This window comes from Gemmatimonas phototrophica, from assembly GCF_000695095.2.
Taxonomy (GTDB): domain Bacteria; phylum Gemmatimonadota; class Gemmatimonadetes; order Gemmatimonadales; family Gemmatimonadaceae; genus Gemmatimonas; species Gemmatimonas phototrophica.
Genome location: NZ_CP011454.1, coordinates 3,889,089 through 3,903,623 on the forward strand (window position 1 = coordinate 3,889,089; position 14,535 = coordinate 3,903,623).

A 14,535-nucleotide genomic window follows, 5' to 3' on the forward strand; every position below is an offset into this window, starting at 1 on the left:
CCGCTCAATGCGCGTGCGCGGTGAGACTCTCGCCGCGCATGGCATCAAGATCGAGTTCCTGCTCCAGCTCCCGCAGCACTTCGTCGGAAATCGCACCTTCATTGCGCAACCGCACCAGCATGCGGCGTTCCGCCTGACGCATCCGCGCGCGCAACTCGTGACGCGTAGAGGCCCGCTGGGGATCCCGATGGCTCTCCAGACGGTCCCTGAGCTCGGCGCGCAGCCACGACACATCATCGTCGTTGGCCCACCCTTCGCGTGAGGCATCTTCGAGCTCTTCGTCGGCACGACGAAGCGCCTCAATACGGGCGAAGCGTTCTTCCTGTGCGTGGAAGGTTTCCTTGGCGAAGGCAAACCGCTTGATGATGGGCGCGAGCGTACACCCCTGCACCACCAGCGTGAAGAGAATCACGCTCATCGTGATGTAGATCAGCTCCTGTCGGAACGGAAATGGGGAGCCATCCGTCAACGTGAGGGGCAAGGCGAAGGCGGTGGCCAACGACACAATGCCGCGCATACTCGTCCACGCGACCAGCGCCACGGCCTTGGGGCGTGGGACCGGGTCTGTCCGCGCGATTTCCTTGCTGAGCCAACGCGGTGCCCACGTGGCAACCGGCACCCAAATCAGCCGCACCACCACACACACTACGCTGATGATGAGTCCCGGCGCCAGCAACGTGGGCAGTTCGTGCAACGACGTGGCCTTGAGCAGCGCCGTGAACTGCATGCCGAGCAGCACGAAGATCATGGCGTTGAGCACGAAGACGAGCAGCTCCCACACCGCCTTCGATTGCACGCGGGAGCGGGGCCCGACCGCGAGCGAATAGTGCTGCCGCACATACAGCCCACCCGCTACACAGGCCAGCACCGCCGACACGTGCAGTTCTTCGGCGAGAATCCAGGCGGCGTAGGGGCCCGCGAGCGTGAGCAGTGTTTCCGCCAGCTCATCGCGGGTGCGCTTGAGCGCCCACACCAGCACCCATCCAATTGCCAAGCCAACGAGGATGCCCACGCCGGCATCCAGGAAAAAGCGTACGATCGATTCGCCCAGACTGAACACGCCAGTCACCGCCGCCGCGACGGCCGAGCGATACAGCACCAGCGCCGAGGCATCGTTCACGAGGCTTTCCCCCTCGAGAATCACGATCACGCGGCGCGGTACCGGCAACCGCGACACCACGGCCGCGGCGGCAACCGCATCCGGCGGCGAGACAATGGCACCGAGCGCCACCGCTACGGCCCATGGCATGCCGGGAAACATGGCACGCGCCGCAAACGCCACCCCGGCCGTGGTGGCCACGACGAGGCCGATGGCCAGAAGGCCTATGGGGCGACGGTTGGCGTTGAACTCGCGCAGCGACGTAAAGAACGCCGCCGCCCAAAGGATGGGCGGCAGGAAGACGAAAAACACCAGGTCCGGCTGCAGCGCCGGGAGCGCCACACCGGGAATGGCGGCGAGGACGAGGCCGGCCAGCACCTGCAGCACCGGTGCAGGGATCGGCAACCGCCGACCGAAGGCCGTGAGGGCCACGACGATCGTGGCGAAGGCCAGACCGACCAGAATGGGCGAATGGGATTCCATAGGGCTGTTGATCAACCTCGCACGACGTTGCCGGGTTCGCACCTGCTGCTGCCATATTTCACGCATCACACCCGCAATGGCGAGTGTGGCACCTCCAGACCACCGCCACCATGTCCGTGCTCTTCACGCCACTCACCCTGCGCGACCTGACCCTCCGGAACCGCATCGGGGTGTCACCCATGTGCCAGTACTCCGCCACGGATGGGTTGGCGAACGATTGGCATATGGTACACCTGGGCGGGTTGGCCACGGGCGGTGCCGGTCTCGTCTTTACCGAAGCCACTGGGGTGCTCCCGGAGGGGCGTATTTCGCCGGCCTGCCTCGGCATCTGGAGCGATGAGCAGATTCCGGCGCTGCGCCGCATCACCGATTTCATTCACACGCAGGGCGCGGTGGCGGGTATTCAGCTGGCCCACGCCGGCCGCAAGGCCAGCACCAAGCGTCCCTGGGACGGCAGCGGGGCCGTGGCCATTGCAGACGGCGGTTGGACAGTGCGTGGACCAAGCACGTTGGCGTTTGCGCCCAATTACCCGCAACCGGTGGCGCTGTCAGCGCTGGATATCGACGAAGTGGTGCACGCCTTTGTCGCGGGGGCACGACGGGCGCTGGCGGCCGGCTTCAAGGTGGCCGAGTTGCATGCGGCGCACGGCTATCTCCTGCACCAGTTCCTGTCGCCGTTGTCCAACGATCGCACCGACTTGTACGGTGGCGCCTTCGAACATCGCATTCGTCTGCTGTGTGACGTGGCCGAAGCGGTGCGCGCCGTGTGGCCTGATGGATGGCCACTAATTGTGCGTATCTCAGCGACCGACTGGGCCGAGGGCGGATGGGATCTTGACCAGTCGGTGCAACTCTGCACACGGCTCGCGGCGCGGGGGGTCGATCTGATTGACGTGTCGTCCGGTGGGCTGACCACGCAGCAGCAGATCACAGTGGGGCCCGGCTATCAGGTGCCCTTTTCCTCGCGCATTCGCCACGAGGCGGGGATTGCCACGGCAGCCGTGGGCGTCATTACCGACGCGCATCAGGCCGAACGCATTGTGGCCGACGGCGAGGCCGATATGGTGCTGCTGGCGCGGGAACTGTTGCGCAATCCGCACTGGCCGCTGGAGGCGGCGCACCAGTTGGGCGCGGCCGGTCCGTGGCCCAATCAGTACGTACGCGCCCGCAAGGCGTAAGCGGCGCGCACGGGGCGGCGTGGAGGGTCAGACGCCGCCCAGCCGGCACACATAGGCCCATTCTTCGGCGGTAACCGGCACCACCGACAGGCGCCCCACCTTGATGAGCGCCATGTTGGCCAGCTGCGGATCGTCCTTGACCTGTTGCAGCGGTACCGGCGTGACGAAGGGTTGCACGGCCTTCACATCCACCATGAACCAGGTAGGAGTGTCGGGATCGCTCTTGGGGTCGAAATAATCGTGCGACGCATCCCACGCCGTGTGATCGGGGTAGCCTTCGCGCACAATTTCGCAGATCCCCACAATCGCCGACGGATCGGCGTTGGAGTGGTAGTAGAACGCCAGGTCGCCGCGCTGCATGCCGTCGCGCATGAAATTGCGCGCACTGCTGTTGCGTACACTGTCCCAGCAGGTGGTCTGCTTTGGGGCGCGGGTGAGATCATCATACGAGAACACGTCAGGCTCAGACTTGATGAGCCAGTAGCGACGCTCGCCCGGAGCACGGGGGGCAAACACGTGCGCCCACGCCCCCTGTTCGTAGGGCATCGACTTGGGCGCTTTTTTCGCGGGCAGCGTGGGAGCTTTCTTGGCCGGCGGCTTGGGGGCGGCGCTGGCCTGTTTCTTGGCGGGCATGCGGAGCAAACCCGTTAGTGCATGCAGCAGTTTCCGGACCCGCACCCGCCGTTGGAGACGGCCCGGGGGGTTCCGCACGCCGCGCCGCCCTGCGGGCTGTTCACGATGACCAACCCGGCCGACAGAATGCGACGCACGGGCACCCCCGACTCGGGGTGCTGCGTGAGCGGCGCCTCGGCCATGGACTGGCGGACCTCAAACCGTTCCGGGGCCACGTTTGGGGTCGTGGGAAGGGTTTCGTAGACGTAGATGGGCATAGCTGGATTGTAGCGTCGGTACGGAGTGAGGTGAATGGGCTGGTTGGGAGGAACAGCTCTCACGGAGGTCACGGAGGGACGGAGGGCCACGGAGCCTACCTCTCATAAACCCGGGGTATGTCCCGTTGGCTCATGCTGTTGTCATGCTTCAGGTCATGCCGTTGTCATTCCGGCTGTTATTGAGGTTTGCCAGCGGCTGGATTGCCAGCCAGCCATAGCGCCATAGCGGCAGCGCTGTAGCTTGGCGCTCATGCGCATCCTCTCCCCTGCCCCTACCACGCTCTTGGCGGCCATGGCCGCGCTCAGCGCCGCCTCCCATGCTGGCGCCCAGCCAGCCCCGTCAGCTGCCGGGCTCACCGCGATTACCGACAAGATCTTCAGTGCCTGGAACAGCACCCACAGCCCCGGCTGCGCCGTCGGTATTTCGCGGGGAGGTACCACGCTGTTGGAGCGAGGCTACGGCATGGCCGATTTGGCCGGCGAGCGCCCCATTACGCCGTCCACCTTCCTCGAGTCGGGGTCGGTGGCCAAGCAGTTCACCGCCACGGCGGTGATGCTGCTGGTGGCCGACGGCAAACTGGCGCTGGACGACGACGCGCGCCGCTACCTGCCGGAGCTGCGGCAGTACGATCGCCCCATTACCGTGCGCCACCTGCTGACGCACACCAGTGGATTGCGCGAGTGGAGCAATCTGGTGGCGTGGCAGGGGTGGCCGCGCGGCACGCGCGTGCACACACAAGGCGACGCGTTCCGCATCATTACCGACCAGCAGGCGCTCAACTACCCGGTAGGTGATCACTACTCGTACACCAACTCCGGGTTCCTGCTCACGCGTACGCTGGTGGAACGCGTGAGCGGCATGGACTTCGAAGCGTTCACCGCTGCCCGCATTTTTGCGCCGCTCGGGCTCACGAACACATCATGGCGTGGCGACTTCACGCGTATCGTGCCCGGCCTGTCGCAGGCATACCGCCGCAATGGCACCGGGTGGCGCCTGGACATGCCCGGCGACAACGTGATCGCCGCCGGCGGGCTCTGGACCACCGTGGGTGATTGGCTGCGCTGGAATGAGCATCTCACGAAGAAGACACTTGGCAGCGCGGTGGTGGATTCCCTCACCCGGCAGATGAAACTCACGAGTGGGCTCGAGATTTCCTATGCGCTGGGGCTCATGGTCGGCCAGTACCGCGGCACCACGCAGATTGGCCACTCCGGCTCCACCGCCGGCTACAGTACGTATCTCGCCCGCTATCCGCAGCTCGGCAATCTCTCCATCGCGGTGCTGTGCAATTCGGCCGGCGCTCCGGCCACCGCGTACACGCACGCCATTGTGGATGCGCTGCACCCCGAGCTGACTCGCACGCCGGCACCTGACACGGTCGCCGCCAACCAATCCACCTTGCTGGCGTGGCGTGGCTCTTACGAAGACGGTCGCTGGCACACCATGACGCGCCTGGATACCAGCGGTGGCGTCTTGCGTATGGGCACGACCCCCGTGCGTACGCTGCGCAACGGCGCGGTGTTGCTTGGCAATCAGGAAACGCGACTGGGACTGTCGGCCGATGGCAAAACGCGGACCCTGCGCGCCGTGACCAGCGATGGCGACAGCGTGGTGTGGACCCTGCGCGCGACTGAACAGTGGACCCCTGATGCCGCGGCGCTGCAGCCGTTCGTCGGGCGTTATCGCAACGAGGAAATCGGCGTGACGTTTACCGTATCGGTGCTGAATGGCGCGCTCACCGTCAGTCCGCGCCGCGGAGTCACGGACACCCTCACGCCCACGGTGCGCGACGCGTTCAACAGTAAAGGTGGTGCGGTGTGGTTTACCCGCGGTAAGGGCGGCGCCATCAGGGAAATGCATTTTGGCGAGTCCCGCGTATGGGACTTTGTGGCGGTACGCGTTCCATGACGAACTGTGACAACACCCCGGTGGTGCTCATCACCGGGGCAGCGACCGGCATTGGTGCGGCGTGTGCCCGCGCCTTTGCGCGCAGCAACTGGCGGGTGGCCATTACCACACTGGCCGCCACAACGGCCGAAGCCGAGGCGGTGCGCGCGGAGTGTGAAGCGATGGGTGCGGCCGCTCTGGTCGTTGCGCTCGACGTGACCAACGACGACAACTGCCGCGCCGTGGCGTTGGAAGTTGAACGGCACTTCGGTCGCCTGGACGGACTGGTGAATTGCGCAGGTGTGACGCGATTCATTCCGCACGCCGACCTTGAGGCGTTGCCGTCGAGTGAGTTTGGCCGGACCAACGATGTGAACGTGCTGGGGACCTTTCAGATGATCCGCGCCTGTCGCGGGGCGCTGGAGCGCAGCGGCAACGGCGCCATCGTGAACTATTCCTCCATTGCCGGCCTGTCCGGGGTGGGGTCGAGTGTCGCCTATGCCGCCAGCAAGGGCGCGGTCATTTCGCTCACCCTGAGCATGGCCCGCGCGTTGGCGCCACACATTCGGGTGAACGCGGTCGCACCGGGCTATGTGGCGGGGGGGTTGCCGAGTCGGGTGCTTGAGCCGGCCGCACTGGCGGCGGTGGAAGCCAAGTACCTTGAAACACAGCCGCTCAAGACGTTGCTGCAACCCGATGACATTGCCGCACTCACTGTGTTCCTGGTGGCCGGACCGGCCGGTATCACCGGCGAAATCATCCGAATGGACAACGGGCTTCACCTGAACGGCTGACGCCAGGGTTTTCATGCACACGCAACACAGCTCCGATGTGGTGGAAGCGGTACGCATCGGCTTCATCGGAACAGGACTGATTGGCGCACCCATGGTGGAGCGCCTGCTGGAGTGTGGACGGGACGTAACGGTGTGGAATCGCACGCCGGACAAGTGTGCGGCGCTGGTGGCAGCGGGGGCACGCCAGGCGGAGTCTGCCGCGCAGGTGGCACGAGACACCGATATCGTCTGTCTTTGCCTTACCGATACGCAGGCCGTGCGCGACGTGATGTTTGGCAGCGGCGCGATGGCCGCAACGCTGCGCGAAGACTCGCTGGTGATAGATCTCTCGAGCATTGCCCCCGATACCACCCGCGAGATGGCCAGAGCTCTTGAGGAGGCCTGCGGGGCGCACTGGCTTGATGCCCCGGTATCGGGTGGAGTGCCGGCCGCGCGCCGCGGCGCCCTCATCGTATTCGCCGGCGGGGAAGCCGAGGACATTGTGCGCGCGGCACCGGTCTTTGGAGCGCTGGCGCAGCGTGTCACCCATATGGGCGGGCATGGGGCCGGTCAGCTGGCCAAGAGCTGCAACCAGCAAATTGTGGCCTGCAATCTGATGGTCATCGCCGAGATGCTGGCGTTTGCCGAACGCTCCGGCGTAGATGCCGCCCGTTTGCCCGAAGCATTGGCGGGTGGGTTTGCCGACTCGTTGCCATTGCGCATCTTTGGCCCGCGCATGGCCGCCAACGTGGACCAGCCCCGACTCGGTGCGGTGGGGACCTTCCGCAAGGACATCGAGCAAGTGGTACGTCTGGCCAGTGAAGTGGGAGCGCACGTTCCGGTAACGCGAGCGGCACTCGAACAATACCGCGCCGCCCTCGAACACCCGTCGATCGGTGCGGACGGTGATGCGTCGCGACTCATTCGTCTGCTGCGCCCCAGCACGTGACGCGCCGCTTTCGTTCCAGCGCGATTTACGAAGGCACTCTGCGCGCGACGACCCACGCGTTCCTGCAGGCGCTTGGACAGGATGACGACGAGATTCGTCGTCCGCATATCGGGGTGTTTCACACGGGCGGTGAAATGAGCCCGTGCAACATGAACCTGCGGGATCAGGCGCAACACGCCAAGACCGGGATCTATGCCCACGGTGGCATGCCGCACGAGTGCCCCGTGGTGTCGGTGTCGGATGGGCTCTCGGTGGCGCACGCCGGCATGCGCTACTCTCTCGTGTCGCGCGAACTGATTGCCGACAGCGTGGAAGCGAGCACGGAGGCGCACCAATGGGATGGGATCTTCGCCATTGGCGGCTGCGACAAGAATCTCCCCGGTCTCATGATGGGGATGCTGCGGTGCAATATGCCCGCCGTGTTTGTGCATGGCGGCGCCGCCTTGCCAGGCCATTGGCAGGGACGCGATACCAACGTCGCCGAAACGTACGAAACCATTGGCAAAGTGCTCGCGGGCGACGCCACCGAAGACACGTTGCGGGCGCTGGCCCACGCCTGCCTGCCAACGGCGGGCGCCTGCGCTGGACAGTTCACCGCGAACACCATGGGGATGGTGTCGGAGGCGCTGGGGCTGGCGCCGGTTGGCTCCAGCATGGTTCCGGCAGTGTACAGTGAGCGCGCGCCACTCATGCGACGCGCCGCGGCGTCACTCATGCGCGCCGTCATGGAGGATGGCCCGAAGCCTCGGGATATCGTCACCCGCGCCGCGCTGGAGAATGCCTGTGCCGTGGTCTCCGCCACCGGCGGCTCCACCAATGCCGCGTTGCATCTGCCCGCTCTCGCACATGAGGCAGGTATTCGCTTCACGCTGGCGGATGTGGCCGCCGTGTTTGCGCGCACGCCGCTCATTGCCGACTTGCAGCCGGGCGGACGCTACCTGGCGCGCGATCTGCACCACGTGGGCGGCGCCGGTGTCGTGATGAAAGTGCTGCTGGAGGCCGGCGCATTGCACGGCGAGACGCTCACGTTTACGGGGCGCACGCTGGCCGAGGAGTTGGCAGCGGCGCCGGCGCCGGACGGGCGGGTGGTGGTGCCGGTGAGCGCCGCACGTTCCCCCGACGGGGGCGTGACGGTGCTCACCGGCAATCTCTGTCCAGATGGCGCACTGCTGAAAACCGCGGGGCTGGCCACCTTGGTGCATCGTGGACCGGCGCGAGTCTTTGAGAGTGAGGAAGCGGCGCAGGTGGCGGTGACGCAACGGGCCTATGCGGCAGGAGAGGTGCTCGTCATTCGGAACGAAGGGCCGCGCGGCGGACCAGGGATGCGCGAAATGCTGGGGATCACGGCGCTGTTGTACGGGCAGGGGGTGGGCGACAAGGTGGCGTTGCTCACCGACGGTCGCTTCAGCGGCGCCACGCGTGGGCTGTGCATTGGCCACGCCGGCCCCGAGGCCGCCGACCGCGGGCCCATTGCCCTGCTGCGCGACGGTGACGTGATCGATATCGACGCGCGCCCCACGGCGCGGCGCATCAGTGTGGAACTGAGCGACTCGGAGCTGGCGGAACGGTTGGCAGTGCTGCCGCCGCGTCCGTCACCGGTGCGAGGTGGTTTGCTGGAGAAATACCGGGCGCAGGTGGGTGCGGCCCACCTGGGCGCCGTGACCCACTCAGGGCCGGGCTGACGGGCTCGACGCGGTACTGTCGCGTGGCGCGGCAGGCATGGCTGGCAGGCACATTACGTACACGTGATACCGCTGCTCACCGGCGGCGAGGGCACGTGCGGTGCTGGCCTGATCTTCCGCCTCCGTCATGAGCATGGCGTTGCCGTACACATTGAACAGGCAATCCGCCGCGCCCTGCCGAAAACGCAACGACCCTTCGTTGGGCGCATCGCGCGGGTCGGGCGTACGTACCCACCCCACGGCCCGGATGCGCTCGTAAAAGCCCACCGCTTCGGCCTGCAGCCCGCGCGTGGTGCCGCCCGCTGCCGTGATCTTGCACCCCACCACTTTTTTCCGGGTGCGCCAATCGTCTATGGTGTCGGCTTCGACAATGGCCGACATCTTCCGGTCGGTTGAAAGAAACGCGGCCGCCGCCGTGCAGAGGGGCTGCGGTGGCTGGAGTGGTAATGTCAGGAGCAGGACAGTGAGAAGCATGCCTGAATTCTGGGTAGAAGCCGCAGCTCCGCCAAGGCCGTGCTGCAATTCCCTGAACAGCTCTCACGGAGGCCACGGAGGGACGGAGGGCGCGGAGAAAGCATAACAATCAGCATGCAGGGTCGGCTCCATGACCTCCGTCCCTCTGTGATCTCCGTGAGAGCTTTTTCAACCCAACCAGCCCGTCAGGCATTTCCCCTCGACAAGCACGGCACGGCACCGAATGTTCAGCCCATGACCGACCCACGCGATGCTTATACGGAGGCCTATCTGGCCGCCCGCGACAATCCGGAACAGTTCTGGGGCGAGGCCGCCCGGGCCCTGCATTGGGATGTGCCGTGGGAGCGTGTGCTCGACGACACCAAGGCGCCGCTCTTCCGCTGGTTCACCGGCGGCCAGCTGAATACCTGCCATAACGCCATCGATCGGCATGTGGCGAACGGGCGCGGAGCACAGGCGGCGGTCATTTACGACAGCCCGGTCACCAACACCATCCGCACCATCTCGTACGCAGAGTTGCTGGACGAAGTCGCTCGCTTTGCCGGAGTCTTGCAGTCACTGGGCGTACAACGTGGCGACCGGGTGGTGATCTACATGCCCATGACGCCGGAAACACTCATTGGCATGTACGCCTGTGCGCGCATTGGCGCCGTGCATTCCGTAGTGTTTGGCGGATTTGCGCCGCACGAGCTTGCCGTTCGCATTGATGACGCCGAACCCAAAGTCATCCTCACGGCGAGTTGTGGCATTGAAGTGCAGCGCATGGTGCCGTACAAGCCGTTGCTCGACGACGCACTGCGGCTGGCGACCCACCAGCCGGCGCATGTCGTCGTGTTGCAGCGCGACGTACATCGCTGCGAACTCACGCCGGGGCGGGACCACGACTGGGCCCAGGTCATGCGCAATGCGCAGCCGGTGCCGTGTGTCCCGGTGCTCGCCACCGACCCCTTGTATGTGCTGTACACCAGTGGTACCACCGGTCAACCCAAAGGGGTCGTGCGCGATCACGGCGGACACGCCGTGGCCCTGCACTGGAGCATGCAACACGTGTATGGCATGCAGCCTGGTGAAGTGTTCTGGGCGGCCAGCGACTTTGGCTGGGCGGTAGGCCATTCGTACATTGTGTATGCCCCCTTGCTGTATGGCTGCACCACGGTCGTACACGAAGGCAAACCGGTGGGCACCCCCGATGCCGGTGAATTCTGGCGCGTCATTGAACAGCATGACGTGCGCGTATTGTTCACGGCGCCGACCGCCTTTCGCGCCATCAAGCGTGAAGATCCACAAGGCACGTTCTTTACCCGTTACGATCTCTCACGCTTTCGCGCGCTCTTTCTGGCCGGTGAACGGCTCGACCCGGATACCTATCACTGGGCGCGGGCGCTGCTGCAGAAGCCCGTGGTGGACCATTGGTGGCAAACGGAAACCGGCTGGCCGGTGGCGGCCAATTGCCTGGGGCTCACGGCGTTCCCCGTGAAGCCAGGATCGCCCACCAAACCGGTGCCGGGGTATACGGTGCAGATTCTCGACGACGACGGTCATGAGGTGCCGCCCAACAAGGAAGGGGCCGTCGTCATCAAGCTGCCACTGCCACCAGGAACGTTGCCCACGCTCTGGCGCAACGACGCCCGATTCGTGGAGACGTATCTCTCCCGCTATCCCGGCTACTACCTCACCGGTGATGGTGGCTACATCGATGAAGACGGATACCTGTTCATCATGGGGCGCGTCGATGACATCATCATCGTCGCAGGGCACAATCTGTCCACCGGGTCCATGGAGCAGGCGCTCTCCGGACATCCCGATGTGGCCGAGTGCGCGGTCATTGGCGTGAAGGACGCGCTCAAGACACAGTTGCCGGTGGGGCTGGTGGTCCTCAAGGCCGGTGTGCAGCGCGACGCCGCCTCGTTGCAGGCCGAATTGGTGCAGCGCGTGCGCGAACAGGTTGGGCCGGTGGCCAATTTCCGTCAGGTGGCGATTGTGGCACGCCTGCCCAAGACCCGCTCCGGCAAAGTGCTCCGCAAAACGATGCGCGCGATTGCCGATGGTGACGCGTGGTCGGTGCCCGCCACCATCGACGACCCGACCACGCTGAGTGAAATCACGACGGCCCTGCAACAGCTTGGACTGGCTCGCGCGCCGATCATTCAGATTGGTGGCGAGTAGTCCATCGTTCAGCGCCGCCGCCCACCGCCACCGCTGCGACCGCCCACGACAATCGGCACGCCGACAAAGCCGCTGTAGAACGGGCGATATCCAAAGCTGCCGAACCCGCCGCCCCACATACCCCACGGCGCAAAGGCGCCGTAAAACCACGGGTCGAAGTACGGATAATTCGCGTACGTCCGGCGCCCCTTGTCCGCATCAGCGCTCACTTCGAGTGGAGCCACCGCCACCGAGGCGTTGCCCTGCACATCCTTGCACGCGCGTTTCTCCTTCTCGGCTTTGGCGACCAGCTTGCCATCAATCCAGAGCTCCACGTCCTCCTTGGAGGTGGAGGTGAATTGCACCTGTTCGTGCGCCGCCAGCGACATGGGCGTCTGCTCGCCACTCTTGGTCACACCGAGCGAGGCTTCGACGGGCTTCTCGCCATCGTTGCGCAACACGAACGTGTCGTCGCACAGATAGCCGAAGGTGAGCCGCGAAATGTCGGCCACCGCGCTGCGCTGTACGTTGGCAATCTGGGCGTGAACCGTGGCAGCAGTGGTGGTGCTTGCCCCAACCACCAGGCCAATCATGGTGCGTACGGATATGGACGTCACGAGGATCTCTCCTGCTGCGACAGGGCAGCGGGACGGGGTACGGCGAGGCGCAGCGACCCGTCGTGGCGCGCGCACTCACCCCAGTGACACCAACCGTACAACGGCACCCTACGCCAGCGCGTGTCCCTCTACTTGCGCAGGAATCCGAACCATGCCGAGGGCAATGGTGCCGTCATGCCGCGCGCCTGCACCTCAGCACGATAGAGCCCCGGCCCGAGGACGCGTCCGTCACCTCCGCGTGCATCCCATTCAACGGTCCCCCCGCTGTTGGTCGGCACCGCCAGCAGCAAGGTGCCATCGGGAGCGAACACCAGCACAAATCCGTTGGGCGGCGTATTGGTGAATTGCACCGTCGCTGACGTCCCGGCCCGAATGCCAAACGCCGCAGGCCCGCGTGCGGCGCTGCGCACCATGGGCAGCGGAGACGGTACCCGCGTCAGCTGTCGGACTCGCGTGTCACTCCCCTCGACCTGCAACAGCGCATCCAGCGCGGTGGCGTAGGCCGGTTCCAGTGCCACGGCCTTGAGCAGGGCCGTGGAGGCGGTAGCCACCTGCTGCTGCGCCAGTAACGCCAGCCCTAGGTTGAATGACGCGGCAGGAAGACTGGGCTGCTCGGCCAGTGCGGCCGCATACTCGCGTGTGGCGTCTGCAAGTTCGCCATCCCACTGCAGCACATCGGCGTATTCGGCGCGCATCCAGGCAAGCGCCGGCTGCATGGCCAGCGCGCGCTCGTACAGCGTGCGGGCCGCCGAGTGATCGCCAAGCCGCAAGCGCGCCTGCGCCAACGCCCGCAACACATCGGGGCGATCGTCACCAAGACGCACGGCCTTTTCCAGTGCCTCGGCGGCTTCCTTTTGCCGACCGCGCATCTGATGGGCGACACCGAGCAGAAAATGCGCCTGCGGGTGTGCATCATCGCCCGCCAGCAATGGGGCGAGTTCCGTGGCAGCCTCGTCGAAGACCTTGCCGTCGTTGGCCAGCGACGCAAAGACGACCTTCCCCATGGCCGTGTAGAGTGCTCCCTCGGGTCCCGTGCGGTCGCGCGCGAAATAGGGATCAATGGGTCCCGCCACGGAGGTGGCAGATGGGGTATCGCGCCCGGGCACACGAATCCAGTGATCACTGAACGTGCCATGCGGGACCGTGCGCTCCTTCACTACCGGCATGTGACAGCCAACACAGTCCGCTGCCGGCGCGTGAGTACGCTTGACGCTGGCTGTGGTGAAGCGCGCCGTGAGCGCACTCCCCGTGTGACAGGAGAGGCAGGGCTGATTGCGCGTGGCCCTGGTGGGTGGCGCTGCGTGTGGATTGTGGCAGGTGGCACATTCCAGCGGTTTTTCGCTCTGAACGGCAGCCCGGAAGCACGCGCTCTGCTTGAGGCGGTCGGCGTGCGAGACCAGATCGATGTCGCCACCATTCTTGAAGTACGCGTATTGCGCTTCGAGCTGCCGGGCAGGCGTGAAGTCAAACGCCGTGCGCTGTTCGCGCAGCACCGCCACCGAGGTATGCACGTGGCATTGTTCGCACACATCCATCCGGCGATCCAATGGCAGGCGCGCCGGATTGACGATGGTGGCGTCGTACGCACGTGGAATGGCCGCAAGAGCGGTGCTGTCACGCCCGGACGACCGGCGCGTGGCAACATGCAGCGCACCGGGCCCATGACAGCGCTCACAACCGATACCGGGGCGCACTACCGGATATTTGCCTTCGAGATGTGCGGCCGGCGTAGGGTAGCTGGCGTGACAGGCGATACAGCGGTCGGGGATCACCCGCGAAAAACGGGCATTGTTGATTTCGTAGCCGGGACTGAAATCCCACCCGTGGTTGGCATACCAGGTGAGCGGCAGCTGAAACAACCGTCCGTTCTCTTCGGTGAGGTAGGTGCGCGCCAGCCGCCCGCTCCCTATGACGTAATCGATACGCCGACGCAATTCATGGGTGGGCGCAGCCGCATCACCGGGGCGTGTCTCCACCTGCCAGAGCGCCCCGGCGCTGTCCACCACTTTGTAGGCATAGCCGCTGGGGGCATTGCGCAGCGCCTCGACCATGGCCTGTTCCACGCGCCCGTCGGCGGCCCACGGGTGGAAGGACTTGGCCATGCTATGCTGCGCGAACGATGCCGCCGCCGCTGCGTGGCACCCCACGCAGGAGGAGTCCCCCACGTACTCCACGGCATTCGCCAGGTTGCGGAATTGGGCCTCCACACTGTCCGGCGCAGAGCGGACCGTGCGCGGCGGCGCGGGGCGATCACACGCGGCACCGCTGACTGCCGCCGTGAGCGCGAGCAATGCCACGACCGCGCGGAACGGCACAAGGGGAGAGGTCATCTGCCAACAGTAGCGTTGGAGACACCC

The 14,535-nt window shown here is 65.6% G+C and carries 12 protein-coding genes; 6 read left to right on the forward strand and 6 right to left on the reverse strand.

The genetic code is table 11. The features are described from left to right. Window positions 1-4 precede the first annotated feature (4 nt). The gene (locus tag GEMMAAP_RS16435; protein WP_026848336.1) at window positions 5-1,582 is read right to left on the reverse strand and encodes a Na+/H+ antiporter; all 1,578 of its coding nucleotides are present in this window, start codon (window positions 1,580-1,582) and stop codon (window positions 5-7) included. A gap of 110 nt (window positions 1,583-1,692) precedes the next feature. Here GEMMAAP_RS16435 and GEMMAAP_RS16440 point away from each other — a divergent pair, with 110 nt between their 5' ends. Further along, a complete protein-coding gene (locus tag GEMMAAP_RS16440) occupies window positions 1,693-2,760 on the forward strand; it encodes an NADH:flavin oxidoreductase/NADH oxidase (RefSeq protein WP_026848335.1) in 1,068 nt (355 codons plus the stop codon). Between the two features lie 27 nt (window positions 2,761-2,787). Here the strand turns inward: GEMMAAP_RS16440 and GEMMAAP_RS16445 are convergent, their stop codons facing one another. Both GEMMAAP_RS16445 and GEMMAAP_RS16450 read right to left on the reverse strand, forming a co-directional pair. Further along, window positions 2,788-3,393 carry an EVE domain-containing protein gene (locus GEMMAAP_RS16445; protein WP_238588153.1) on the reverse strand — a complete coding sequence of 202 codons (606 nt, stop codon included), beginning with the start codon at window positions 3,391-3,393 and terminating at the stop codon, window positions 2,788-2,790. Window positions 3,394-3,407: 14 nt separating this feature from the next. Then, window positions 3,408-3,650, reverse strand: a complete 243-nt coding sequence (locus tag GEMMAAP_RS16450; protein WP_026848333.1) for an FmdB family zinc ribbon protein — start codon at window positions 3,648-3,650, stop codon at window positions 3,408-3,410. Between the two features lie 250 nt (window positions 3,651-3,900). On the opposite strand from GEMMAAP_RS16450, the gene GEMMAAP_RS16455 reads away from it, so the two are divergent. The 4 genes from GEMMAAP_RS16455 to GEMMAAP_RS16470 are packed head-to-tail and all read left to right on the forward strand — an operon-like array spanning window position 3,901 to window position 8,942. Next, window positions 3,901-5,559 (forward strand): serine hydrolase domain-containing protein, encoded by a 1,659-nt coding sequence (locus GEMMAAP_RS16455; protein WP_053333613.1) that lies wholly within the window; start codon window positions 3,901-3,903, stop codon window positions 5,557-5,559. Continuing rightward, window positions 5,556-6,332: an SDR family NAD(P)-dependent oxidoreductase gene (locus GEMMAAP_RS16460; RefSeq protein WP_026848332.1), complete on the forward strand. Its 777-nt coding sequence runs from the start codon at window positions 5,556-5,558 to the stop codon at window positions 6,330-6,332. Before GEMMAAP_RS16455 ends, GEMMAAP_RS16460 begins: the two co-directional genes overlap by 4 nt. Before the next feature lie 13 nt (window positions 6,333-6,345). After that, a complete protein-coding gene (locus GEMMAAP_RS16465; RefSeq protein WP_053333612.1) occupies window positions 6,346-7,260 on the forward strand; it encodes an NAD(P)-dependent oxidoreductase in 915 nt (304 codons plus the stop codon). Beyond that, window positions 7,257-8,942: a dihydroxy-acid dehydratase gene (locus GEMMAAP_RS16470; RefSeq protein ID WP_026848330.1), complete on the forward strand. Its 1,686-nt coding sequence runs from the start codon at window positions 7,257-7,259 to the stop codon at window positions 8,940-8,942. Before GEMMAAP_RS16465 ends, GEMMAAP_RS16470 begins: the two co-directional genes overlap by 4 nt. On the opposite strand, the gene GEMMAAP_RS16475 is transcribed toward GEMMAAP_RS16470, so the two are convergent. After that, entirely contained in the window at window positions 8,928-9,416 is a 489-nt protein-coding gene (locus tag GEMMAAP_RS16475; RefSeq protein ID WP_145979194.1) for a hypothetical protein, read from the reverse strand. The genes GEMMAAP_RS16470 and GEMMAAP_RS16475 overlap by 15 nt on opposite strands. A gap of 234 nt (window positions 9,417-9,650) precedes the next feature. Here GEMMAAP_RS16475 and GEMMAAP_RS16480 point away from each other — a divergent pair, with 234 nt between their 5' ends. Beyond that, window positions 9,651-11,582 carry a propionyl-CoA synthetase gene (locus GEMMAAP_RS16480; protein ID WP_026848328.1) on the forward strand — a complete coding sequence of 644 codons (1,932 nt, stop codon included), beginning with the start codon at window positions 9,651-9,653 and terminating at the stop codon, window positions 11,580-11,582. Between the two features lie 8 nt (window positions 11,583-11,590). Here the strand turns inward: GEMMAAP_RS16480 and GEMMAAP_RS16485 are convergent, their stop codons facing one another. Together GEMMAAP_RS16485 and GEMMAAP_RS16490 are read right to left on the reverse strand one after the other, a co-directional pair. Further along, window positions 11,591-12,178 carry a hypothetical protein gene (locus tag GEMMAAP_RS16485; RefSeq protein WP_145979195.1) on the reverse strand — a complete coding sequence of 196 codons (588 nt, stop codon included), beginning with the start codon at window positions 12,176-12,178 and terminating at the stop codon, window positions 11,591-11,593. A 128-nt stretch (window positions 12,179-12,306) separates the two neighbouring features. Next, the gene (locus tag GEMMAAP_RS16490) at window positions 12,307-14,508 is read right to left on the reverse strand and encodes a tetratricopeptide repeat protein (RefSeq protein WP_026848326.1); all 2,202 of its coding nucleotides are present in this window, start codon (window positions 14,506-14,508) and stop codon (window positions 12,307-12,309) included. Between the last annotated feature and the right edge of the window lie 27 nt (window positions 14,509-14,535).